Origin of the sequence: Sinomonas sp. R1AF57 (assembly GCF_002224485.1) — a bacterium.
Lineage (GTDB): Bacteria > Actinomycetota > Actinomycetes > Actinomycetales > Micrococcaceae > Sinomonas > Sinomonas flava.
Map to the genome: position 1 here is coordinate 2,789,858 of NZ_CP022463.1, position 23,107 is coordinate 2,812,964.

The following is a 23,107-nucleotide window of genomic DNA, read 5'->3' on the forward strand; positions in this document are numbered from 1 at the left end:
CCGCCGTGAACAAGGTCCTGGAAACCATCACCCTCCCCCAAGCCCAGCACCTCGCCACCCTCGCCCTCGCCGCCCCCACCGCCCAACACGCCCGCGACACCACCCGCAACCACCTCCCCATCCTCACCACCCTCGGCCTCTGAAGACCGGTAGGACTCATCTCCGGGCCCCCTCGCTGGCCCGCTGCTAGCGTGGGCCCATGCCATCCCCCAACAGCCACGCCGGGTTCACCGAGCACGAATGGCGGGCCGCAGTCATGCACCACCACGAGCCGGCCCCCGGCGCGGACCCCTGGGTGGGGCCGCCTCCGGTGGCCGCGCCGGTGCGGGTAGTGGAGTACGACGCCGCGTGGCCGGCGCAGTTCGAGGCCGTCGCCGCCGGGATCCGCGCCGCCCTCGGCGACCATGCCCTCGTCATCGAGCACGTCGGATCCACCTCGGTGCCCGGCCTGCCCGCGAAGCCGGTGATCGACGTCGACCTCACCGTGGCGCACCCCGAGCGCGAGGCCGACTACGTGCCGGCTCTCGAAGCGGCGGGGTACCGGCTCCGCGTGCGCGAGCCCGAGTGGCACGAGCACCGCTGCCTGGTCCGTGCGGATCCCGCCGAAGAGCCTGCGGTCAACCTCCACGTCTTCGGCCCGCGCTGTCCCGAGACCGAACGCCACCGCATGTTCCGCGACTGGCTGCGAGCCACCCCGGCGGACCGCGCCGAGTACCGGGACGCGAAGCTCGCGGCGGCGAGCGCGGCAGGCGAGCAGGTCGTCATGGACTACAACCGACACAAGGAGCCCACCATCCGCCGGATCTACGAGCGGATGTTCCGCGCGGCCGGCTGGCTCGACGACGCTGAGGAGTAGCGATGCCCACTGCCTATGTCTTCGTGGCCTGCCAGACCGGAGGGGCCGTCGACACGCTGTCCCTCGACCAGGAGACAGGTGCGCTCGAGCACCTCTCCCGCGCCGAGGGCCTCCCCCGCGTCTCGGCCCTCGCCCTCGACCCGGCCGGCCCGGGTGGCTCCGCCGCCACCCTCTACGCGGGCCTCAACGCCGATCCGCGGCGCACGGTCGCCCTGGCCCTGAATCCCGCGACCGGCGCCGCCACGCGCCGCTCCGCCCGGGAGGTCCCGGCGAGCACGTGCTTCATCTCGCTCGCGCCCGGAGGCGGGAGGATCTTCAGCGCGTCCTACCACGAGGGCCTCATGGTGGCGTACCCGGTGCCGGGACGGCCCGGGGATGCGGTCGAGTACCAGTCAGGGCGCAACACCCACTCCGCCGTCCCCAGCCCGGACGGCCGCTTCGTCTACGCCGCATCCCTCGGCGAGGACCGCATCTCGTGGTTCGCCCTGGACGCCGCACCCGGCCGAGGCTCGGCCGGCAAGGCGGGGCGCGGCGTCGTGCGTCCCGACGGGCAGGTGGCCGAGCAGCCCGGATCGGGGCCGCGGCACCTCCGCTTCAACGCGGCGGCCGACCGCGCCTATGCCCTGCACGAGCTCTCGGGCGACGTGACCGTCTACGCGCGCGACGCCGCCACCGGCGCGCTCACGCTCCTGCAGCGCATCTCGGCGGTCGAGGGCCTGGGCCTGGGCCCCGGCTCGATCCGCTCCACGGGCAACCCGGACCCCGGCCCCGACGTCGTGTGGTGCGCGGACCTCCGCCTCACCCCGGACGGCCGGTTCCTCTTCGCGACGGAGCGCTCCACGAGCACCATCGCGCGGTTCACGGTCGACGGCGACGGCCGGCTCGCGTTCCTCGGCCACACCCCGACGGAGACGCAGCCGCGCGGAATCGCCGTCGACCCCTCCGGCCGCTTCCTCCTCGCCTGCGGTGAGCGCTCCGACCACCTGACGGCCTACCGGATCGGCGACGACGGCGGCCTCACCCCCGTCTCGCGCGCCGCGACGGCCGGCAATCCGCTGTGGATCGAGGTCTGGGCACCGCAGGCCTGAGCCGAGGCTGACGCACCCGCGCGCGGCGGCACTAAGGTTGTCGTGTGGGCTCTGAAGCAGGCGTCGGGACGACGACGACCGGGGGCGAATCCGGCCTCAGCGCCGTCGAGGTCGCCCGGCGGGTCGCCGACGGCGCCACGAACGACGTGCCCCCGCGCGCGAGCCGCAGCACGTGGGAGATCGTCCGCTCGAACGTCTTCACGCGCATCAACGCGATCTTCGCCGTTCTCGCGGTGATCATCTTCTCCACCGGGCACATCCTCGACGGCATGTTCGCCGGGCTCATCGTCGCCAACTCGATCGTGGGCATCGTCCAGGAGCTCCGCGCCAAGCGCACCCTGGACCGGCTGGCCATCGTGGGCCAGGCGCACCCGCACGTTCGCCGCGACGGCCGCACCGCGCAGATCCCGCCCCACGAGATCGTGCTCGACGACGTGATCGAGCTCGGCCCCGGCGACCAGGCGGTGGTCGACGGCGAAGTCCTCGCCGCCGACGGGCTCGAACTGGACGAGTCCCTCCTCACCGGCGAGGCGGACCCGATCCCGAAGGGCCCGGGAAGCCCCGTCCTGTCCGGCTCCTACGTATCCTCTGGGACAGGCCTCTACCGGGCCACGAAGGTGGGCCGCGAGGCGTACGCGGCGCAGCTCGAGGCGGAGGCGAGCAAGTTCACGCTCGTGAACTCGGAACTGCGCAACGGCATCAACACGATCCTCAAGGTCATCACCTGGCTGCTCATCCCTGCGGGCATCCTCTCGGTCTACAACCAGCTCACCGGCCAGGAGGACCTGCCGGACGCGCTGCGCGGCATGGTCGCGGCCCTCGTCCCGATGGTCCCGGAGGGACTCATCCTCATGACGACGATCGCCTTCGCGGTCGGCGTCGTCCGCTTGGGCCGGCGCAACTGCCTCGTCAACGAGCTCCCCGCGATCGAGGGGCTGGCCCGCGTGGACGTCGTCTGCGCGGACAAGACGGGAACCCTGACCGAGAATGCGATGGAGCTCGCCGACATGCGGCTGCTGGCGGACGACGGCGACCCGGGCCTCGCGCTCGCGGCGCTGGCCGCCGCGGACAAGCGGCCGAACGCGAGCATGCAGGCCATCCGCGACGCGTTCCCCGACTCCCCCGGATGGACGGTCGAGGAGACCCTCCCGTTCTCTTCGGCCCGGAAGTACGGGGGCGTGCGCTTCGCGGAGCACGGCGCGTGGCTGCTGGGCGCGCCGGACATCCTGCTGCCCGAGGGCGCCGGGGCCCGCCATGAGGCCGAAGAGGTGGGTGCGCGCGGCCTGCGGGTCCTGCTGCTTGCCCGCGCCGACTCGCTCCCCGCCGCTGCACCGGCGACCGGGGGCCAGGGATCCGCCGATCCTGCCGCGGGAACCGGGCCCGCCGGCGTCGTGCCCCGTCTGGAGCCTGCCGCCCTCGTGGTGCTGGAGCAGAAGGTGCGTGAGGACGTCCGGCCCACCCTCGACTACTTCGCCGCGCAGAAGGTCACGGTCAAGGTCATCTCGGGCGACAACGCGGCGTCGGTGGGCGCGGTGGCGGCCCAGCTCGACCTGCCCGGCGCCGAGTCCCCCGTGGACGCGCGCCGCCTCCCCGACGACGACGAGCGGCTGGCCGGGGCGCTCGAGGAGCGGACCGTGTTCGGCCGGGTGAGCCCCGCACAGAAGCGCGGCATGGTCCGGGCCCTCCAGTCCCGCGGCCACACCGTGGCCATGACGGGCGACGGCGTCAACGACGTCCTCGCGCTCAAGGACGCGGACATCGGCGTCGCGATGGGCGCTGGGAGCCCTGCCGCGAGGGCCGTCGCGCAGATCGTCCTCCTCGACAACCGGTTCGCAACGCTCCCCCATGTGGTCGGCGAGGGGCGGCGGGTCATCGGGAACATCGAGCGGGTCGCGAACCTGTTCCTGACCAAGACCGTCTACTCGGTGCTCCTTGCCATCATGGTGGGCATCCCTGGGCTCATCGGGCTCGAGGCCCTCCCCTATCCGTTCCTGCCGCGCCACGTGACCATCACCGGCTGGTTCACGATCGGGGTGCCGGCCTTCATCCTCTCGCTCGCCCCCAACCACGACCGCGCCCGTCCCGGGTTCGTGGGCCGAGTCATGCGCATGGCCATCCCGGCCGGCGTCGTGATCGCCGTGGCGTGCTACACCTCGTACCTCATGGTCCGACCGTCGGTGCTCGCCGGCGGCACCACCCAGGTCCAGGCCAGCACGTCAGCCCTCATCACCCTGATCGCCATCGCCCTGTGGGTCCTCGCGATCGTCGCGCGGCCGTACGCGTGGTGGAAGGTCGGCCTCGTCGCGGTGATGATGGCGGCCTCGTTCGCGATGTTCGCCCTGCCGTTCACGCGGACCGTCTTCGAGCTGGACCCGAGCAACTGGCAGCACACCTGGTCGGCGCTGGCATGCGCGGGCGTGGGGATCGTGCTCGTGGAGCTCGCGTGGTGGATCGACGGGTGGCTGCGCCGCGCCAAGGCGGTACGGGGCTGAGGAGCCGCGCCCGGGAGGGCTACGCCCCCGTGCCCCAGGCCAGCGGCGAGGAGCCGTAGCGTCCCGGGACCCGCGGGTAGGCGAGCTGTGCGCCGTCGAGGAGGAGGGGTGGCGGGACGAAGTCGAGCGTCCCGTAGGGAGACTCCGCGCTGTTCAGGGGCACCGGCAGGTCTGCCTGCGCTCCCGGGACCTCCGGCGGCACGGCACCGAGCAGCTCGTTGGCCGTCCCGATGAGGCTCAGGCGGGCGCTGCCCGCGATCCCTCGGCCACGCGCGGCCAGCAGTCCGACGGCCGCTGCGGCCATGCCCATCCCGGTCGCGTGGTCGAGCGCCTGGACCGGCAGCGCCCCGGGACGCCACCCCGGCGGCCGCTGCGCGCCGTCGTGCGTGCCCTCCTTCGGCGGGGTCCCGTACACGTGGGCGATCCCGCAGGCGGCCTGAACGATGCTGTCGAAGCCGCGCCCGTCCGCCCACGGCCCGTCCCATCCCCACGCGTTCAGGCTGACCACGGCGAGGTGCGGGAAGTCCGCACGCAGGGCGTCCGTGTCCAGCCCGAAACGCGCGAGCGCGGCCTGGCGGTAGCCGAGGAAGACCACGTCGGCCTCCCCCGCGAGCGCACGGACGCGGAGAAGCTGCTCGGCCTCCCGGAGGTCAGCCACTGCGCTGCGCTTGGCGAAGTCCGTGTCGAGGTGCGCGTCGGGCAGCTCGGGATGCTGGGGCGGGTCGACGCGCAGCACGTCTGCGCCGAGGGCGCCGAGGAGGCGTGTGGCGCTCGGGCCCGCGATGACGCGCGTGAGGTCCAGGACCCGGACGCCGGCGAGCGGGAGGCCCGCGGCCTCCGTCTGTGGGAGGGGCCGGACCGGGTCCGCTGCGGCGAGGGAGAAGCGCACCCACGGCTCGCCCGCCGCGGCCTGGCCCGCGGGCGACGCCGCCCACTCGCCCCGCGTGCGGACGGCGGCAGCGACTCCGCCCGCGGCGCGGACGGTGGCCTCGACGTCGAGCGCGGACTGCTCCAGCAGCGCGGCGCCGAGGTGGTCCGGGGAGGCGATGCCGACCGCGGCGAGGAGCCGCTGGGCGTGGTGCGGGTAGTTCGCGTGCAGGCGGACCCAGCCGTCCGCCGTCGGATGGAAGCCGGACATCGGCGCCCAGATGTCCAGGGCCCGGCCGTCGACGCGGAGGTGGCGGATGGAGTCGAAGGAAGCCGCGACGCCGGCAGCGGTCGTGGACGTGCGGCGTCGTGCGCCCTGGGCACCGTCCAGGGCTGTGAGGGCTGCGATCAGGGCGCCGACGGACCCGAGCGCGAGCCCCTCGACGTCGAGCGGGCCTCCCCACCACCTCCGGGGCCCGTCCCACCAGCCCTCAGGCGAGGGCCGCGGATCAACCAGGGGCGCCAGGTGGCGGCGCAGGTCCAGGAGCCCCGGGGGCAGGTCGTCGTGCATGGATCCAGAGTGGCCGGAAGGCGCGCGCAGGGCAATTGGCCGGCCTCCTTCAGGACGCACGACGGCGGCGGGTCGGGTGGCGTACCCGGCCCGCCGCCGTCGAGCGCGTCGCAGCGCTGCAGGCAGTGCCCAGCGCTACATGTTGTACTCGACCGCCCCGCCCTGGTGCAGGCAGAGGATGTTGCCATCAGGATCCGCGAACCACGAGGCGCGTTCGCCCTCGGTGCTGAAGATGTGATGCTCGTCCGTCTTCAGGTCAGGCAGGTCGTAGTCCTCGAAGTGCACACCGCGCCCTTCGAGTTCCGCCATGGCTCCCTCGATGTCGTCGACTTCGAAGGTCAGGGCGGTGTGGCCGGAGTGGACCGCGTTCGGGTCCACCATGAGGCCCAGTGATGCGGATCCGTCCAGACCGAGGATCATCATCCCGGTCGGGTCCTTCCCGCGGACGGGGAGCCCCAGCGCTCCCTCGTAGAAGTCCTTGGCGCGGGCCTCGTCGGCCACCGTCAGGATCGTTGTTGCCGGTCTGCTCGCCAGATTCATGGCGCACCTCCACGAGGGGTAACTGACGGGCCCATTTTAATCCCGTACGGGCGAGTTCGGCCCGGAGATTCCGCAGACGACGGCAGGGCCGGGGACGTGCCCCGGCCCTGCCGTCACCGTCGCTGCCTCAGCCTCAGAGGGCCTGGCCCACCGTGTGCTGGGGGGCCTGCTGGCCCGGCCACGTCTTTGCGACGAGCGTGAGCACGTCGTAGTTCGCAATGAGCTCGTCGTCCTGGTTCGTCAGGACGGCGTCCCAGCGGACCTCGCCGTACTCGTCGGTGACGCGCGGGGTGATCTCCTTCGCGGTGAGGGTCACGCGGATGGAGTCCCCGGCGGGGACGGGCTTGAGGAAGCGCAGGTTCTCGAGGCCGTAGTTCAGCAGCACGGGGCCGGGCTCGGGGGAGACGAACAGGCCGGCGGCCCAGCTCACGAGCAGGTAGCCGTGCGCCACGATCCCCGGGAACACGCCGGCGGCGCGGGCGGCGTCGGCATCGGTGTGGGCGTAGAACGTGTCGCCGGTCTCGTTGGCGAACTTGCTGATCTCCTCGAGGGTGACCTCGCGCAGCTCGGATCGCATCGCGTCGCCGATCCGGAGGGTCTCGAGGGACTTCCGGAAGGGGTGCGTCGACGGGTCGGCGGGATCCGCGAGGTTGCGGTCCGCGCCGGTGTGCCAGACGCCCGTCACGGCGGTGAGCATGTTCGGCGACCCCTGGACGGCGGTGCGCTGCATGTGGTGCTTGACGGAGCGGATGCCGCCGAGTTCCTCGCCGCCGCCCGCGCGGCCCGGGCCGCCGTGGACGAGGTGCGGGACCGGGGAGCCGTGGCCGGTCGAGGTCTTGGCGTCCTCCCGGTTCAGGACGAGCACGCGGCCGTGGTGGGCGGCGATCTCGGTGACGAGGTACTGCGCCGTGGAGGGGTCGTTGGTGCACACAGAGGCCACGAGCGAGCCCGAGCCCATCGCGGCGAGGTCGACGGCCTCCTTGAGGGAGGAGTATCCGACCACCGAGGAAACCGGGCCGAACGCCTCCCTGCCATGGAGGGCCGGGGCGAGAGCGTCCTCCCACGTCAGGACGATCGGGGACATGAACGCGCCGTCGGCCACGACGGCCTTCTCGCCGCTGGCCGTGACGACCTCGGGAGCGTCGAGGGAACCGAACGCGATCCGGCCGCCCGCGTCGACGAGGGACTGGACGGCGTCGCGGACGTCGTTGAGCTGGTCCACGGAGGCAAGGGCGCCCATGGTGACGCCTTCCGCACGGGGATCACCCACGACGACGCGCTCGGTGACGCGCGCGCCGATGGCGGCAACGACGTCGTCCACAAGCTCGGCCGGGACGATGGTGCGCCGGATGGCGGTGCACTTCTGGCCGGCCTTGACCGTCATCTCGGTGACCACGGACTTGACGAAGGCGTCGAACTCCGGGGTGCCCTTCACGGCGTCGGGACCGAGGATCGCGGCGTTGAGCGAATCGGTCTCCGAGGTGAATCGGACCCCGCCGTGGACCACGTTGTCGTGGGACTTGAGGAGGTTCGCGGTCGAGGCCGAGCCCGTGAAGGAGACCAGGTCGCGGTAGTCCAGCTCGTCCAGCAGCGAGCGGGCGGAGCCGGAGATGAGCTGGATCGACCCGGCAGGGAGGATGCCGGACTCGACCATGAGGCGGACCATCGCCTCGGTGACGTAGCCGGTCGGGGTGGCGGGCTTGACGATGGTCGGGACGCCGGCGACGAATGCGGGGGCGAACTTCTCGAGCATGCCCCAGACCGGGAAGTTGAACGCGTTGATCTGCACGGCGACGCCCGGGATGCGGGTGTAGATGTGCTCGCCGACGAACGAGCCGTCACGGGAGAGGGTCTCCATGGGCCCTTCGACAATCACATTCGTGTTGGGCAGCTCGCGGCGGCCCTTCGATCCGAAGGTGAAGAGCACGCCGATGCCGCCGTCGATGTCCACCATCGAGTCGATCTTGGTGGCGCCGGTCTTGTAGGAGAGCTCGTAGAGCTCCTCGCGGTGGCCGTTGAGGAACTGCGCGAGCTCCTTGAGCTTGAGGGCGCGCTCGTGGATCGTGAACTTGCCGAGCTCCGCCTGGCCCACGGTGCGGCCGTACTCGACCATGCCGGCGAGGTCGAGGCCGTCGGCGTTCACGACGGCGAGCAGCTCGCCCGTGCTCGCGTCGCGGACCTCGGCGCCCGCTCCGCGAGCGGTCCTGTCCGTGCCGCTGGCAGGCGTCCACCACGAGTCGCGGACGTAGCTCGGGACGACGGCGGCGGCAGCGGCGTCCTTGGCGGGTGCTTCCGGGGCAGTGGTCATCGTCGACGGATCCTTCCGGTGGATGGGCCTGGGGCGCAGCCAAATTACTGACCGGCCGTTCGGTAATAGATTCAGGATACACGGTCGTCCTTCCGTGCACGAGGGCGCTCACGGCTCTCACCCCTCGCCGGGCCTTCTTCTCAAGCGGGCGCGGGCCTACCATGGCGGACGTCAGGACTGTCAGCCTCTCCGGCGCCAGTCCACCGGCTGGGGGATGGACGACGACGGCGGGGCGCCTCACGCCAGGAGCCGCACCATGCAGACCCACCCCAGCCCCCCGCCGTCGAGCGCGCGCTCACGCTTCCTGCGGGCCTTCCCTTCCCTCATCGCCGCCCTCGGCCTCGTCGCCGGCATCTCGGCCGTCCCCGCATCGGCCGCAACGCCATCCACCTACTTCGGCCTCGGCGACTCGGTCGCCGCCGGCACAGGGGGCACGGACTATACCGGGCCCGCGGGATGCCTCAGGACGCTGCAGGCCTACTCGACCCAGCTCAACGGGACGAATGCGGCGTGCTTCGGGGCGTCGACGAGTGATGTCCCGGCCCAAGTGGGGACAGCCGTCAACCCATCGCTGAGGCGAGTGACCATCACCGTCGGAGCCAACGACGTCGGAGCCGGAAACGTCGCGCAGGTGTGCCTCGGACCCGATGCCGGCGCCTGCCAGTCGGCGATCGCCGCGTCGACCGCGGATCTCCAGACACTCCCGGGCAAGCTCGCTCCCATGATCGCGGCGGTCCGCGCCAAGGCGCCCAACGCCGTCATCACGCTCACGGGGTACCCGCTCCTGTTCACGGTCGCGGGCCTCCCGGCGAGCCAGCGACTGGTTGCGGCCCAGATCAACGCCGCAACCGCCCAGCTCAACCTCACGATCGCCAGCACGGCCCTGCAGAGCGGGGCGCTGTACGCGGACGTCACGTGGCGGTTCCTCGGCCACGGCATCGGATCCGCAGATTCTTGGATCCACCGGCCCGACGAGCCCGGCCTCACCCCGGGCGCAGCCTTCCATCCGACCTCGAAGGGCTACACCTACGGCTACGTGCCCGCCGTCCGTCCGTTCGTCGGCTGACACTGGCAGCGTTTCCGATACCCGCAGCGCTGTCCGGCCCCGCGTCCGTTCGGGCGCGGGGTCTCGTCATGTTCGGGCCAGTGCTGTTGGTCCCTACCCGCCCGGCGACCTCGCACCGTAGCGTATGGGCACGGCCGCACCCGGTCCGCCTGCGTCCGCAGGCGTTCGCTCCATGCAAGGAGGCAGAAGTGAGCACACCTGTACGGACAGCACATCCGGCGGCAAGGGTCCTGGCGGCCCTGTTCGCCGCCGTCGGACTTGTCGCGGGGGCCGGCGCCCTTCCGGCTTCGGCGGCACCGCCACAGTCGGGCTGGTACTACGCGCTAGGCGACTCGTTCGCGGCCGGGGTGGGCGGCGATGATCCCGTTCTTGACGCCACCGACTGCGGCCGCACCTACGATGCCTACCCCGTCCTTCTCGGCGCCAAGAAGAACATCGCGTGCGGCAGTGCAACAACGGAGGACGTGCTCAAGCAGGCGAAGACCATCCCCCCGAACACTGGCCTCATCTCGGTGACGGTGGGCGGCAATGACGTGCTCGCACTCCAGACCACTGCCGCATGCCTGCAGGGTTCACCTCTGTGCAGCCAAATGATTGCAGAGTCGACAACGGCAGCGGCAACGGTTCTTCCCGACAAGCTCGAGGGTGTGATCGCGGCGATCCGCGCTCGGACACCCAACGCTCGGATCGTGTTGACCGGGTACCCGCACCTGTTCGAAGTTCAGAACCTTGGCAGCAACCCCGCCCTCCAGCAACTCGCGCAAGCCCTGAACAACGGAGCGGATGTGCTCAACCAGTCGATCGAGGCGGCCGCGGCTCGCAACGGCGTTCGCTTCGTCTCGGTCACGGAAGCGTTTTCCGGCCACGGCTGGCCGTCCGCCGACCCTTGGATCCACGCGCCGACTGACGAAGGCGTCGCCCTGCACCCCAACGATGCCGGGTATCTTCTCGGCTACGCACCTCTGGTGGGCGCCGCGCTCGGCCTGCCAGTGCCCGCACCCGCGGGTTGATCCGACCCTTTACCGACACACCACCCAGCGCACGACGACGGCGGCCGCACCCGCCGTCGTCGTGCGTTCCTGTGTGGCTCGCCGCGCCCACGCGTGCCGTTCGGCCCTATCTGCCCTCAACGCCGCCAACCTACGGTGAGGGGGCGGCGCGGTTGGACGTGCCGGACGCCCGGACAGGCCTATGACTTCATGCAAGGGGACACCATGAGCCGCTCGAACCACAGTCCACGCTTCATCGCCCGGGGGCTCCTCGCGCTCGCCGCAGCGGTCGGCCTCGCCGCCGGAGCAGGCATCATGCCGGCGTCCGCGGCGCCGCCCGGCGACCAGGACACTGGCGTCGCCCGTGCGGTCCAAAGCGCCGCCAAGGCCGGGGGCGGCAAGCCGGCCCCCTCCACCACGGTCGCGTACGTGGCCCTCGGCGACTCCTACACCGCGGGGCAGGGCGCCGGGCCCTACTTCGACACGACGTGCTACCGGAGCACCACCTCGAGCTACCCGATCTTCGCCGACACCCTCAACTCCCGCGTGGACCTGAAGACCAACCAGGCCTGTTCGGGCGCGTCGACCGCCGACATCCCGGCCCAGCTCAGCGCGCTCCCCACGACCGTCGACCCGAGCACCGTCGGCCTCGTGACCCTCACGGTCGGCGGGATCGACGCCGGCTCCAACCAGGTCGCGACGGCCTGCCCCAACGGGACAGTCACGCAGACCTGCAGCGACCTGCTGACGCTCACGACCGCCGAGCAGGCCGACCTGACCACGAAGCTCACCGGCGCGTACAAGGCAGTCAAGGCCAAGTTCCCGAAGGCGAAGGTCGTCGCGGCCGGCTACCCGCGGTTCTTCACCGGCATCTACCTCTTCAGCGACTTCCCGCGCCGGCTCAATGCCTCGATCGACACCCTCGACGCCGTGATCAAGAGCGCCGCGGCGGCGAACGGCGTCACCTTCGTGGACGTCCGCGACGAGTTCAACGGCCACGAGATCGGCTCGTTCTCCGGCCAGTGGATCAACTATGGCTCCACCGACCCGAACGAGGACTTCCACCCGAACGCCTCCGGCTACCGCTATGGCTACTACCAGGCGCTCGTGAACGACCGCGTGCTCCCCTAGCACCCCTCACCCACGCACGACGACGGCGGGCGGCCCCCGTCGTCGTCGTGCGTGGCGCCGGCTGTCAGCGCCGGGCGAGGCGCAGTTCGAGGCCGTTGCGGACCATCGGCCACTCGGAGGCGATCACCGAGTAGACCACGGTGTCGCGCAGCGAACCGTCGGGCATCATCTGGTGGCTACGGAGGACTCCGTCCTGCTTCGCGCCGAGCCGCTCGATGGCCGCCCTCGACTGCGCGTTCATCCAGTGCGTCCGGAACTCCACCGCGATGCAGTCGAGGGTCTCGAACGCGTGGCGGAGCAGGAGGAGCTTGGACTCGGCGTTGGTGCCGGTGCCGTGGGCGCTCTGCGCGTTCCAGGTCGAGCCGATCTCGACCCGGCGGTTGGCGGCATCGATATTCATGTACGTCGTCATGCCGATGACGCGGCCGTCGGTCACGCGCCGCGTGACGAAGGGCAGCATGCTGCCGGCGTCCTGGAGCGCGAGCCGGCGGTCGACCTCCGCCGCGACGCCCTCGGGGCGAGGCACCGAGGTGTACCAGAGGTTCCACAGCTCGCCGTCGCGCACAGCGTCCTCGAGCTCTGTGCAGTGCTCGCGCGACAACGGCTCGAGGGTCACGAGGAGGCCGTGCAGCGTCACGGGTTCGGCGAAGGGCATGCCGAGAGCCTACAGCCCGGCTGCCCCCGCATCTTCCCGCGCACCCGCTCGATCTCCTCCGCGCTGAGGCCATGCTCGAGCAGGAACCGTTCGACGTCGAGTCCGGCCGCGAACACCGCAAGCGCCTCCTGCCGCTCGGCGATGATCGGTGCGAGTTCCGCGTCGTCGTGCCACCGCTCGTAGGGGTGCTTGACCGGGCTGATGCGGTGCCACGCGTTGATGCCGCGGACGCTCGCCTCGTACTGCTCGGCCACGGACCGGACGGCGTCCCGCCCGTCCGCGCCGGCGGCGAGCTGGAGCAGCATGGTGACGATGAGGCCGGTCCGGTCCCGTCCTGCGGAGCAGTGGAGCACGACGCCGGCCGGCGCCTGGGCGATCGCGCGGAAGACCGCGACGATCCTGTCGGGGAAGAGCCGGACTATCCCCTCATACCCTCGGGGGTGGTTGAGGTACGGCGGAACCTGGCCGCCGTACAGCTCGGCGTGCTCGGGATGGTCGGGATCCTCGGTCGGAGCACTCACAACGTCGACACCGGCCATGGCCTCCGCGCCCACTTCGGGGTCGGTCGGGCGACGGCGCTGCTCGCCGGGGTTCCGCAGATCGACGACGGTGAGGACGCCGTCGTCGTGCATCTGCCGCCAGCCGCGCTCGGTGAGCCATTCGCGGCGGCCCATCCGGTACACGCTGCCGGCCACACGGCGCGCGTTGACCGCGCCCTCCCAGGAGACTTCGCCCACCGCTCCAGTGTTCCACGGGCGAGGCGTGCTCACGCCCTCGTGCGCGGCCCCGCGGGACGGCGCAGGAGGTGCAGCGCCGCCCAGCCGGTGACAGCTGCCATGGAGACGGCCATGGCAGCAGCGCCGAGGGCGCCGATCGCGAGCACGACGACGAGCGGCTGCCCCTCGTTCCACAGCGGCGGGGCGATCGCGAAGAAGGCACCGAGGCCGACCAGCCACGCCCCCGCCGTCGCGAGGATCCAGAGCCACGTGCGGGCGGCGTGGCGGCGGAGCTCCAGCCACTGGCCCGCGCCGATGGTCGTGAGCAGGGCGAAGCCGAGCACGACGGCGGCTGCAAGGACGGCGGCCGTCGGCCAGTCCGCCCACGCTGCGGCCGTGACGACGGGGAGCATGCCGAGGGCCCACGCGAGCATCCCGGCGGCGGCGGTGAGGACGACGAACCGCCTGCGGTTCAGGTTCGGCAGCTCTCGGGACAGCCGCCATCCCTGCACGGCGCCGAGGACGGCCCCCTCACCGGCGCCGGCGACGACGACGAGTGCAGCGCCGGAGAGCTCGCCCAGCCTCAGGGAGATGGTCAGTGCCTCGGCGGCCGTCGGGGTCAGGAAGCCCGCGAACTCGCCGAGGGCAACCCACCCGAGCCATGCGAGGAAGAACCGCCGCGGCGACTGTCCGGAAGGGAGCACCTCACCATCCTCCCGCACGACGTGACCCCTCAACACAGGCAGATTCAGGGACATGACCCCTCAACCCGGGCGGGGTTGAGGGGTCCTGTCCCTGCGGTTGCGGGGTCGTGTCCCTGCGGGTGCGGAGTCGTGTCCCTGCGGGTGGGGGGCGGGTGTCAGTCCCAGTCGTAGAAGCCCTTGCCGCTCTTGCGGCCGAGTTCGCCGCGGGCGACTTTGTCCCGAAGGATCTGCGGGGGCGCGAAGCGGTCCCCGAGGGTCTGGTGGAGGTACTCGGCGATGCCGAGGCGGACGTCCAGGCCCACGATGTCGGTGGTCTTGAGGGGCCCGGTGGGGTGCCTGTAGCCCAGGACCATGGCGTTGTCGATGTCCTCCGGGGTCGCGACGCCCTCCTCGACCATGCGCATGGCCTCGAGCGCGATAGCCACGCCGAGGCGGGAGGACGCGAAGCCGGGGGCGTCCTTGACGACGACGGCGGTCTTGCCCAGGCCAGCAACCCAGCCGCGGGCGGCGGCGTCGGTCTCCTCGGAGGTCTTCTCCGCGATGACGACCTCGATCAGGGTCGAGGCCGGGACGGGGTTGAAGAAGTGCAGGCCCAGGAACCGCTCGGGCCGGGCCAGGGACTCGGCGAGCTTGGACACCGACAGGGAGGAGGTGTTCGTGGCCAGGAACGCCCCCGGGGCAAGCTCGCGCTCCACCGCGGTCAGGGCCGTGGTCTTCAGGGCCGGGTCCTCCGGCACCGCCTCGACCACGAGGTCGCTGCCGGCGAAGTCGGCGTAGTCCAGGCTGGTGGAGAAGGATTCGAGGATCTCGTCCAGGTTCCCGTCGACGGCTCCCCGCTCGATGGACTTGGCCACTGAGGACTCGACACGCTCTCGCGCGCCCTCCGCGGCCTGCTCGTCACGCTCAACGACGACCACGCGGGCCCCTGCCATGAGGAACGCGTGTGCGATGCCGGCGCCCATGCGCCCGCCGCCCAGGACCCCGACGTTCGCCGGAATGCCCTCGGCCAGGTTGATCTTGCCCATGTGTCTACTTCTTTCGGTCGAGGAACGCCTGCATGCGGTCGAACTTGGCCTGGGACTCGAACAGCATCCCCTGGGCCAGGGTGTCGATGAGGGGGTGCACCTCCCGCGGGGTGTGGAACACGGCCTTGGAGATCCGCACCGCCAGCGGGTCCTGCGCACCGATGCGGTCCGCCAGCCGGTGCGCGGCCGGGATCAGGTCCGCCGGCTCGACGAGCTCCGTGACCAGGCCGGCGGCGAGGCACTCGGCCCCGTTGAGGACCTTCCCGGCCAGGAGGATCTCCTTCGCCAGCGGCTCGCCGACGAGCTCGCGCAGCCGCCACGTGGCCCCGGCCGCGGCCATGATCCCCAGCCCCGTCTCGGGGTTCCCGACGCGCAGGGACTCGGTGCCGATCCGGAAGTCCGCCGCATAGGCCAGCTCCGCCCCGCCGCCCAGCGCATACCCCTCCAGCGCCGCGATGACGGGCATGGGCAGCCTGGCGATGCGGTCGAAGATCGTCGAGTTGATCCCCGCCAGCGCATCGTCCCGGCGCCGCTCCCGCAGCTGGGCGATGTCCGCCCCGGAGGCGAAGATCCCCTTCGCCCCCGACTCCGGATCGGCGGGGGTGCCGGAGAGGATCAGGACCTTCGGGTGCGCCTCCAGGTGCGCGCACACATGGTGGAGCTCGTCCACCATGGCCGCATCGATCGCGTTGCGCACCGCCGGGCGGTGCAGCCTGGCGTGCAGCCGGTCTCCCCGCTCCTGCACCACCAGCGTGGCGAAGCCGGAGGCGTCCAGGCGCGGCCCGGCCTCGCCCGCGGGCTCCTGCTGCACCGACTCGTCCAGGGCCTCTGCCACGCTCAGACCCCCTCGATGAGCAGCGCGGTGCCCTGCCCGACGCCCACGCACATCGTGGCGAGGCCCAGCTTCCGCCCCTGCCCGGTGAGCTCGCGGTCCATGCGGCCCAGCAGCGTCACGACCAGCCGCGAGCCCGAGGACCCGAGCGGGTGGCCCAGGGAGATCGCGCCGCCGTCCCTGTTGACGATGTCCTCGTCCAGCTTCAGCTCCCGCATCACGGCCAGCGACTGGGACGCGAAGGCCTCGTTCAGCTCCACCGCCCCCAGATCCCCCACCGAGAGGCCCTGGCGCTCGAGGACCTTCCGGGTCGCCGGGACCGGGCCGATGCCCATGACCTCCGGCGCCACCCCCGCCGAGGCCCCGTCCAGGATCCGGGCGCGCGGGGCCAGGCCGAACCGCTCGACCGCGGCCTCGGAGGCCACCACGATCGCCGAGGCGCCATCGTTCAGCGTCGAGGCGTTCCCCGCCGTGACGACCGAGCCGCCCTTGACCACGGGCCGCAGCTTTGCGAGCACGTCCATCGTGGTTCCCGGGCGCGGGCCCTCGTCCGTGTCCACCACGGTCTGCGCGCCCTTGCGGCCGGTCACCGTGACCGGGACGATCTCGTCAGCGAAGCGGCCCGCCGAGATGGCAGCCAGTGCGCGCTCGTGGGAGCGGACCGCGAACGCGTCGCAGTCCTCACGGGAGGTATCGAACACCCGGGCGACCTCCTCCGCCGTCTCCGGCATCGAGTACGTGGCCTTGCCGTCCCGGGAGAGCTCTCCCGAGAGGAAGTTCGGGTTGGTGAAGCGCCAGCCGATCGAGGTGTCGAACACCGCGCCGGGCTTGGCGAACGCCTTGTCCGGCTTCTCCATCACCCACGGCGCCCGGGACATCGACTCCACACCACCGGCCACCACGAGGTCAGCGGCACCGGCCTTGACCATGTGCGAGGCCATGATGATCGCGGACAGGCCCGAGGCGCACAGACGGTTCACCGTGATCCCCGGCACCGCGTCCGGGTACCCGGCCAGCAGCCACGCCATCCGGGCCACGTTCCGGTTCTCCTCGCCCGCACCGTTGGCGTTGCCGAGGATGACCTCGTCTACGGCGCCCGGGTCGATCCCCGCGCGCTCGACGGCGGCACGCACCGTCAGCGCGGCGAGGTCGTCGGGACGGACGGAGGAGAGGGAACCGCCGTAGCGTCCCACAGGGGTGCGGGCGCCACCGATCAGAAAGGCCTCAGCCATGTGCACTTCCTTATGCCTAGGTCTCGCGCGGGTCGGACCGGAGCGCGCAGAGGCGCGCAAATAGTTACCGACCGTTCGTTCTATAAAGATTCTCACCCCCGGCGCTGCGGGTCAAGGCATGCCGGAACGAGGCCGCGCTTTCGTTCGTTCACCGAACGATGCTGCACCCAACCTCCACCCAGCCAGCCAAGCCGCGGCGCTTCGGCCGCTACACCGCGACGGACGCGCTCGCCGTCGTGCTCTACATCGGGCTCCCAGTCGCGGCGGCGATCCTCCCCCTCGAGCAGGTGACGGCCCTGCGGAGCAATCCGCTGGTCGGCTCGTACCTGCTCAACCTCGGCGTCTACGCGGTGGTGCTCGTCGCAGCCCTCGTTGCCGCGCGGCAGTACGTGGTGCGGGACCTGAGGATCCTCGGCACACGGCCGTGGTTCACGCTCGGGGTCCTGCCCCTGCTGCTTGTCGCGATGCTCATCGTGACGGTCATCGTCGTGATGCTCGCCGGCGGGATCCGGGAGTCCGTGAACCAGACGGGCCTCGAGGACATGACCCGGCAGGTCCCCTGGTACCTCACCGCTCCCCTGCTCGTGCTCATCGGCCCGTTTGTCGAGGAGTACATCTTCCGGCACCTGATGATCGGCAAGCTGAGCCTCTACCTGAACCGGTGGATCTGCTACGTCCTCTCGGCGGTGCTCTTCGCGGCCCTCCACATCGCCGGGAGGGAGGACATCACGTTCCAGTCGCTCGCACCGTACCTTGGTCTAGGCCTTGTCCTCGTGTTCGCGTACGCGTGGACGGCCAACAACCTGATGTTCAGCTACTTCCTGCACGCCCTGAAGAACCTGCTGTCCGTGGTCGTCATGTACACCGTGGACATCAGTTCCCTGACCCCCTAGGACCCTGTGAGCAAGCGCAGACTCTGGATCGTCGTCGGCCTCTTCGTCATCGTCTTCGGCATCGTCGCCGCCGCCGCGGGACCCCGCCTCTACGCCGCGGCCCAGCCGGAGGCCCGGGATCCGCTCAGCGTCACGGCGGTAGCCCCGCCGTCGTCCGCTTCCCCGGGCACGACGTCGCGCCCGGCCACCGCGGACAACGGCACCTGGACCGTGGGGACAGGTTCACAGGCCGGGTACCGCATCCGCGAGGTCCTCAATGGGGCAGACGTGACCGTCGTCGGCCGGACGGACAAGGTCACTGGCTCGGGGACCGTGGCGGACGGGAAGCTGACGGCGGCCACCATCGCGGCGGACGCGGCGAGCATCGCCACCGACAACAGCGGCCGCGACAACTACTTCCGCTTCACCGTCATGGCCGCCGGGAAGTACCCGAACGCGACCTTCACCCTCACCGGCCCCGTCGCACTGCCGGAGATCGGCGCCTCGCCTGTCGAGGTCACGGCACCGGGGACGCTGGAGCTCGCCGGGAAGAAGCGCGACGTCACCGTCACGCTGAAGGTGGTGCGGGACGGCGATCGCGTCTCGGCGTCGGGCTCCATCCCCATCGCCGTGCGGGACTACGGCATCGACCCGCCGAACCTCGGCTTCGTCAAGGTCGAGGACACCGGGCAGGTCGAGTTCCTCGTGAACCTGACTCAGGGCCGCTGAACCCACCCATTCCCGGGCCCCTCGCCTCAGGGGCTGAGCCGCTAGTGGTGCGCGTGCAGTCTGCCCCGGGCGCCCAGCGGGTCAAGGGCAAGCCTCCGGCTCCGCCCACCGCGAGCCTCCCCACCGCCGACCTGCTCGTCCAGCGCCGAGAACCAGCGGGAGAGCGCCCGGTCGTGGCTCGCCACCACGAGCGTGCCCCGGTACCGCGTCAGTGCCTCCTCGAGCTCGCTCACGAGCAGTGGCGCGAGGTGGTTCGTCGGCTCGTCGAGGAGCAGGAGCTCCGCCCTGCCGGCGAGGAGCCGGGCGAGGGCAAGCCTGCGGTACTGGCCCGCGGAGAGCGAGCCCACCGGCACGAAGAAGTCCTCGACCCGGAACAGCCCCGTGTGCATGAGGGCCTCCGCGTGGTCGTCGAGGTCGCCGGGCAGGCCCGCGGCGTAGGCGGCGAGCAGCCGCACGTGGGGGTCCTGCGGAGGCGGGACCTCCTGCGGCAGGATGCCCACGGCAGGCGGCCGCTCGCTCGACGCCGACACCTCCGCCGTGCCCTCGTGCCGGACGGCCCCGGCCAGCACGCCCAGCAGGGTCGACTTCCCCGCGCCGTTTGGCCCGGTCACCAGCAGCCGCTCCCCGGGCGCGAGGTAACAGTCCACGGGTGAGAGCCGCCCCGGCACCGAGACGGCGCCCAGGGTGACCGCAGCACCAGTCTCGACCTCGAAGGCCGCGGCGAGGTGAAGCGGGCGGGGCGGAGGCGGCACGGGGGCCGCTTCGAGCCGGCGAAGCCGTTCGCGGGCGGACCGGATCTGGCTCTCGACCGCGGCCGAGACACGCTGTCCGAAGTAGTTGAACCCGGACTTGTCGTTGTCGGTGCGACGCCCGTAGGCGACCCGATCGGTGACGGCTGCGGCCTTCCCGCGCTCGCGCTCCTTGGCCGCAATCCACGCCGCATACTGGCGCTCCCATTCGCGCCGTTCGCGGGCCTTCTCGGCGCGGTAGCCGGCGTACCCGGCGCCGTAGCGCCGCACGGCGCGGCGGTCGGCGTCGACCTCGAGGATCACGCGGGCGAACCGTTCGAGGAAGTCGCGGTCGTGCGACACAGCGACCACGATCCCGGGCCGCGCGGCCACTTCGGCCTCGAGCCAGGCGAGGGCCTCGGCGTCGAGGTGGTTGGTGGGCTCGTCGAGGAGCAGGATGGGTGCCGGATCCGCGAGCGCGAGAGCGAGGGCCACCCGCTCAGCCTCCCCGCCGGACAGGCTGCCGAGGGGGCGGTCGCGGGCCCCGCGGACCAGATGGCCCACGCCGAGGCGTTCCAGGGCGATCGCCGCCGCGACCTCCGCGCGCACGACGGCGCTGCTCACCTCGTCCGTATCGGCCTCCGGGTCGTCCTGCTCGCCGCGCTCGGCGGCCTCGGCCTCCGCGACCCGCTCCGCGGCGGCGGCGAGGAGATCGCCGAGGGGCGTGGCGGCGTCGTGCGTCTGTGTGAGCCGCGAGGTCCGGCCGTGGACGGTGACCGTCCCCGATTCGGGCTCCTCGTGCCCCGCGAGGAGACGCAGGAGCGTGGACTTGCCGGCGCCGTTCTCGCCCACGACGGCGATCCGCTCGCCGTCGGCGATGACGAGGTCCACATGGTCGAGGAGGAGCCGATCGCCGTAGCCGTGGCTCACGTCGGAGGCCGTGATGTGGATGGAGCGGCTGGACACGGCACTGGCGTGCTCGTGCGGCTCGTGCCGACTGGATTGGAAACGGTTGAGGGGTGCATGCATGGCTGGCCTCGCTTCGGCGGCTCGCGGGCGCACACAAGTGCCCGGGCGGACTGGGGGACGGGAAGCGTCAGCGGAGCATGCCTTCAAGAGTCCCGGGCGGCAGGCGGGGTGTCAAGAGCGCTTGCGGACGCCACCTGTCCTCTACCGCCTTCCGCCGTCGCGGCGCCGCCCCTAGCGTTGGGGCATGGCATACAGGTTCCAGGTGGTCGTGGACAGCCGTGATCCGCACGCCCAGGCAGACTGGTGGGCCGAGACGCTCGGCTGGGCGGTCGAGCCGAGCGATGAGGACTTCATCCGCCGCATGGTCGAGCAGGGCTTCGCCACCGAAGCCGAGACGACCACCCACAACGGCGTCCTGGTCTGGGCATCGGCCCAGGCGATCTGCCCGCCGGATCAGGTCGGCCAGCAGGGTCGGCAGCGGTTCCTCTTCCAGACCGTGCCCGAGGGCAAGACGGTCAAGAACCGCGTCCACTGGGACGTCCGGCTCGACGGCGACGACAAGGACGAGGTGCGCGCCACGCTTGAGGCCCGCGGCGCCACCTTCCTCTGGAAGGGCAGCGAGGGCCCGAATTGGTGGTACACGATGGCGGACCCGGAGGGCAACGAGTTCTGTATCTCGTGAGCCGGGCCGGCCGGCGGCGGCCCTCAGTGGCCGCGGGCCGCCCCGAGCCCCGCAGTCAGTAGCCCAGCGACCTCGCCGAGGCCCGCAGCGCCTCGGCAGAGCGCGCGAGCCGCGCCAGCTCGCCCTCGTCCATCGGGACCTCGAGGACGCGCCGCACTCCCCCGGCACCGACCACCGACGGGAGGCTCAGCGCAACCCCATCGATGTCGTACTGCCCGGACAGGACCGTGGAGACGGGCAGCACCGCGTCCTCCCGGCCGAGGACCGCCTCGACGATGCGCGCCGCCGAGAGCCCGATGGCGTAGTTCGTGGCCCCCTTGCCTTCGATCACGCGGTAGGCGGCAGTGCGCACCTCCTGCGCAAGCTCCTCCAGGGCCTCGGGGCTGAAGGCCTTCCCGCCGCCGTCGGCTGCCCAGTCGCGCAGCGGGACGCCGCCGATGGTCGCGCAGGCCCAGAGCGGGAACTCCGTGTCGCCGTGCTCGCCGACGATGTAGGCGTGCACGGAGGACCGCGAGACCCCGACCCGCTCGCCGAGGAGCCAGCGGAGCCTCGATGTGTCCAGCACGGTCCCGGATGCGAAGACCCGTCCCGCCGGAAGCCCGGCGATCCGCTGCGCGACGACCGTCAGCACGTCGCACGGGTTGGTCACGAGGACGAACACCGCCTCGGGTGAGTGCTCGAGGAGCTGCGGCATGAGCGCCTCGAGGATGCGGGCGTTGGTGCCGGCGAGCTCGAGGCGGGTCTGGCCCGGCTTCTGCTTGGCGCCGGCGGGGGTCACGACGACGTCGGCCCCCGCCGTGAGCGCGATGTCGGTCCCGCCGGTGATGCTCGAGGCGCCGGTGAACTGGGTGCCGTGGGCGAGGTCGAGCACCTCGGCATCCACCTTGGCCTGGTCGATGTCGTAGAGCACGACATCGCGGGCCGAGCCGCGGATCAACGCGGCATACGCGGTCGAGCTCCCCACCGCCCCGGCACCGACCACCACGAGTTTCCCTGCCTGTGCTGCCATCCCAGCCCCTTGGGGTCCGTGGCCGCCCGTGCGGCCGACTGAGGCCAGCGTAGCGGCCCCGACTAGACTCTCCTCATGTGACCACCTCCGCCGTTCCCGCCCTGCCCGAGAAAGTCTCCGACACCTTCGACCCGACGCACTGGCGCGTTGTCGAGGGCTTCGAGCTCGAGGACCTCACGTACCACCGCCAGGTCGAGCGGGACGCGAGCGGCGCCGTCGTGCGCGACCTCCCCGCGGTGCGGATCGCGTTCAACCGGCCCGAGGTGCGCAACGCCTTCCGCCCGGGCACCGTGGACGAGCTGTACCGTGCGATGGACCACGCGCGCATGACCCCCGACGTCGCGACCGTGCTCCTGACCGGCAACGGTCCCTCCCCCAAGGACGGCGGCCACGCATTCTGTTCGGGCGGGGACCAGCGGATCCGCGGCCGCGAGGGCTACAGGTACGCCTCGGGCGACACCGCCGAGACGATCGACCCGGCGCGCGCCGGGCGCCTGCACATCCTCGAGGTGCAGCGCCTCATGCGGACCATGCCCAAGGTGGTCATCGCGGTCGTGAACGGATGGGCGGCCGGCGGCGGGCATTCGCTGCACGTCGTCGCCGACCTCACGATCGCGAGCCGCGAGCACGGGAAGTTCAAGCAGACCGACGCTACTGTCGGCTCCTTCGACGCCGGATACGGCTCGGCGCTGCTGGCCCGCCAGATCGGGCAGAAGCGCGCGCGGGAGATCTTCTTCCTCGCCCGCGAGTACTCGGCCGAGGACATGGTCGCCATGGGTGCCGTGAACGAGGCCGTGGACCACGCGCGGCTCGAGGAGGTCGCGCTCGGGTACGCGGAGGACATCGCACGCCAGTCCCCGCAGGCGATCCGCATGCTCAAGTTCGCGTTCAACCTCGCCGACGACGGCCTCGCCGGGCAGCAGGTGTTCGCCGGAGAGGCCACGCGCATGGCCTACATGACCGACGAGGCCGTCGAGGGCCGGGACGCGTTCCTGCAGAAGCGCGATCCCGACTGGTCCCCCTTCCCTTACTACTTCTGAGGCGCA

The 23,107-nt window shown here is 71.7% G+C and carries 21 protein-coding genes; 10 read left to right on the plus strand and 11 right to left on the minus strand.

All coding sequences use genetic code 11. The annotated features are described in order from the left end of the window. Nucleotides 1-199 precede the first annotated feature (199 nt). Genes CGQ25_RS12815 through CGQ25_RS12825 form a run of 3 tightly spaced genes read left to right on the plus strand, consistent with a single transcriptional unit; the run spans nucleotide 200 to nucleotide 4,436 of the window. Nucleotides 200-856: a GrpB family protein gene (locus tag CGQ25_RS12815; RefSeq protein ID WP_255405302.1), complete on the plus strand. Its 657-nt coding sequence runs from the start codon at nucleotides 200-202 to the stop codon at nucleotides 854-856. A 2-nt stretch (nucleotides 857-858) separates the two neighbouring features. Further along, nucleotides 859-1,944, plus strand: coding sequence for a beta-propeller fold lactonase family protein (locus CGQ25_RS12820; RefSeq protein WP_208710269.1), 1,086 nt, complete (start codon nucleotides 859-861; stop codon nucleotides 1,942-1,944). 44 nt (nucleotides 1,945-1,988) lie between these two features. Next, nucleotides 1,989-4,436 (plus strand): HAD-IC family P-type ATPase, encoded by a 2,448-nt coding sequence (locus tag CGQ25_RS12825; RefSeq protein ID WP_208710270.1) that lies wholly within the window; start codon nucleotides 1,989-1,991, stop codon nucleotides 4,434-4,436. Between the two features lie 19 nt (nucleotides 4,437-4,455). On the opposite strand, the gene CGQ25_RS12830 is transcribed toward CGQ25_RS12825, so the two are convergent. From CGQ25_RS12830 to paaZ, 3 genes are all read right to left on the minus strand, one after another. Next, on the minus strand, nucleotides 4,456-5,874 hold the full coding sequence (locus CGQ25_RS12830) for a CoA transferase (protein WP_208710271.1): 1,419 nt from the start codon (nucleotides 5,872-5,874) through the stop codon (nucleotides 4,456-4,458). A 135-nt stretch (nucleotides 5,875-6,009) separates the two neighbouring features. Next, nucleotides 6,010-6,414 carry a VOC family protein gene (locus CGQ25_RS12835; protein WP_208710272.1) on the minus strand — a complete coding sequence of 135 codons (405 nt, stop codon included), beginning with the start codon at nucleotides 6,412-6,414 and terminating at the stop codon, nucleotides 6,010-6,012. A 133-nt stretch (nucleotides 6,415-6,547) separates the two neighbouring features. Next, nucleotides 6,548-8,722: a phenylacetic acid degradation bifunctional protein PaaZ gene (gene paaZ / locus CGQ25_RS12840; protein ID WP_208710273.1), complete on the minus strand. Its 2,175-nt coding sequence runs from the start codon at nucleotides 8,720-8,722 to the stop codon at nucleotides 6,548-6,550. Between the two features lie 256 nt (nucleotides 8,723-8,978). Here paaZ and CGQ25_RS12845 point away from each other — a divergent pair, with 256 nt between their 5' ends. The 3 genes from CGQ25_RS12845 to CGQ25_RS12855 all read left to right on the plus strand — a co-directional run bounded on the left by CGQ25_RS12845 (nucleotide 8,979) and on the right by CGQ25_RS12855 (nucleotide 11,908). Beyond that, nucleotides 8,979-9,788 (plus strand): SGNH/GDSL hydrolase family protein, encoded by an 810-nt coding sequence (locus CGQ25_RS12845; RefSeq protein WP_208710274.1) that lies wholly within the window; start codon nucleotides 8,979-8,981, stop codon nucleotides 9,786-9,788. Between the two features lie 188 nt (nucleotides 9,789-9,976). Continuing rightward, nucleotides 9,977-10,798 (plus strand): SGNH/GDSL hydrolase family protein, encoded by an 822-nt coding sequence (locus CGQ25_RS12850; RefSeq protein ID WP_208710275.1) that lies wholly within the window; start codon nucleotides 9,977-9,979, stop codon nucleotides 10,796-10,798. 204 nt (nucleotides 10,799-11,002) lie between these two features. Next, entirely contained in the window at nucleotides 11,003-11,908 is a 906-nt protein-coding gene (locus tag CGQ25_RS12855) for an SGNH/GDSL hydrolase family protein (RefSeq protein WP_208710276.1), read from the plus strand. A gap of 64 nt (nucleotides 11,909-11,972) precedes the next feature. On the opposite strand, the gene CGQ25_RS12860 is transcribed toward CGQ25_RS12855, so the two are convergent. The 6 genes from CGQ25_RS12860 to CGQ25_RS12880 all read right to left on the minus strand — a co-directional run bounded on the left by CGQ25_RS12860 (nucleotide 11,973) and on the right by CGQ25_RS12880 (nucleotide 17,072). Then, nucleotides 11,973-12,563 carry a GNAT family N-acetyltransferase gene (locus CGQ25_RS12860; protein WP_208710277.1) on the minus strand — a complete coding sequence of 197 codons (591 nt, stop codon included), beginning with the start codon at nucleotides 12,561-12,563 and terminating at the stop codon, nucleotides 11,973-11,975. Further along, entirely contained in the window at nucleotides 12,542-13,300 is a 759-nt protein-coding gene (locus CGQ25_RS18490; RefSeq protein WP_255405303.1) for a tyrosine-protein phosphatase, read from the minus strand. Before CGQ25_RS18490 ends, CGQ25_RS12860 begins: the two co-directional genes overlap by 22 nt. A gap of 29 nt (nucleotides 13,301-13,329) precedes the next feature. After that, complete coding sequence (locus tag CGQ25_RS18495; RefSeq protein WP_255405304.1) at nucleotides 13,330-13,983, minus strand: hypothetical protein; 654 nt, start codon at nucleotides 13,981-13,983, stop codon at nucleotides 13,330-13,332. Between the two features lie 155 nt (nucleotides 13,984-14,138). Further along, nucleotides 14,139-15,008: a 3-hydroxyacyl-CoA dehydrogenase family protein gene (locus tag CGQ25_RS12870; RefSeq protein WP_208710279.1), complete on the minus strand. Its 870-nt coding sequence runs from the start codon at nucleotides 15,006-15,008 to the stop codon at nucleotides 14,139-14,141. A gap of 4 nt (nucleotides 15,009-15,012) precedes the next feature. Next, the gene (locus CGQ25_RS12875) at nucleotides 15,013-15,783 is read right to left on the minus strand and encodes an enoyl-CoA hydratase/isomerase family protein (protein WP_208713076.1); all 771 of its coding nucleotides are present in this window, start codon (nucleotides 15,781-15,783) and stop codon (nucleotides 15,013-15,015) included. Nucleotides 15,784-15,845: 62 nt separating this feature from the next. Further along, nucleotides 15,846-17,072, minus strand: coding sequence for an acetyl-CoA C-acyltransferase (locus CGQ25_RS12880; RefSeq protein WP_208710280.1), 1,227 nt, complete (start codon nucleotides 17,070-17,072; stop codon nucleotides 15,846-15,848). Nucleotides 17,073-17,230: 158 nt separating this feature from the next. On the opposite strand from CGQ25_RS12880, the gene CGQ25_RS12885 reads away from it, so the two are divergent. Then, nucleotides 17,231-17,965 carry a CPBP family intramembrane glutamic endopeptidase gene (locus CGQ25_RS12885; protein ID WP_208710281.1) on the plus strand — a complete coding sequence of 245 codons (735 nt, stop codon included), beginning with the start codon at nucleotides 17,231-17,233 and terminating at the stop codon, nucleotides 17,963-17,965. Nucleotides 17,966-17,971: 6 nt separating this feature from the next. Then, a complete protein-coding gene (locus CGQ25_RS12890; protein WP_208710282.1) occupies nucleotides 17,972-18,673 on the plus strand; it encodes a YceI family protein in 702 nt (233 codons plus the stop codon). A 41-nt stretch (nucleotides 18,674-18,714) separates the two neighbouring features. Here CGQ25_RS12890 and CGQ25_RS12895 read toward each other — a convergent pair whose 3' ends face one another. Then, nucleotides 18,715-20,367 carry an ATP-binding cassette domain-containing protein gene (locus tag CGQ25_RS12895; RefSeq protein WP_255405306.1) on the minus strand — a complete coding sequence of 551 codons (1,653 nt, stop codon included), beginning with the start codon at nucleotides 20,365-20,367 and terminating at the stop codon, nucleotides 18,715-18,717. Between the two features lie 247 nt (nucleotides 20,368-20,614). Between CGQ25_RS12895 and CGQ25_RS12900 the strand changes: the two genes are divergently transcribed. Then, entirely contained in the window at nucleotides 20,615-21,052 is a 438-nt protein-coding gene (locus CGQ25_RS12900) for a VOC family protein (RefSeq protein ID WP_208710284.1), read from the plus strand. A gap of 55 nt (nucleotides 21,053-21,107) precedes the next feature. On the opposite strand, the gene CGQ25_RS12905 is transcribed toward CGQ25_RS12900, so the two are convergent. Further along, nucleotides 21,108-22,061 (minus strand): L-lactate dehydrogenase, encoded by a 954-nt coding sequence (locus tag CGQ25_RS12905; RefSeq protein WP_208710285.1) that lies wholly within the window; start codon nucleotides 22,059-22,061, stop codon nucleotides 21,108-21,110. 77 nt (nucleotides 22,062-22,138) lie between these two features. On the opposite strand from CGQ25_RS12905, the gene CGQ25_RS12910 reads away from it, so the two are divergent. Beyond that, nucleotides 22,139-23,101 (plus strand): 1,4-dihydroxy-2-naphthoyl-CoA synthase, encoded by a 963-nt coding sequence (locus tag CGQ25_RS12910; protein ID WP_208710286.1) that lies wholly within the window; start codon nucleotides 22,139-22,141, stop codon nucleotides 23,099-23,101. Nucleotides 23,102-23,107: the final 6 nt, after the last annotated feature.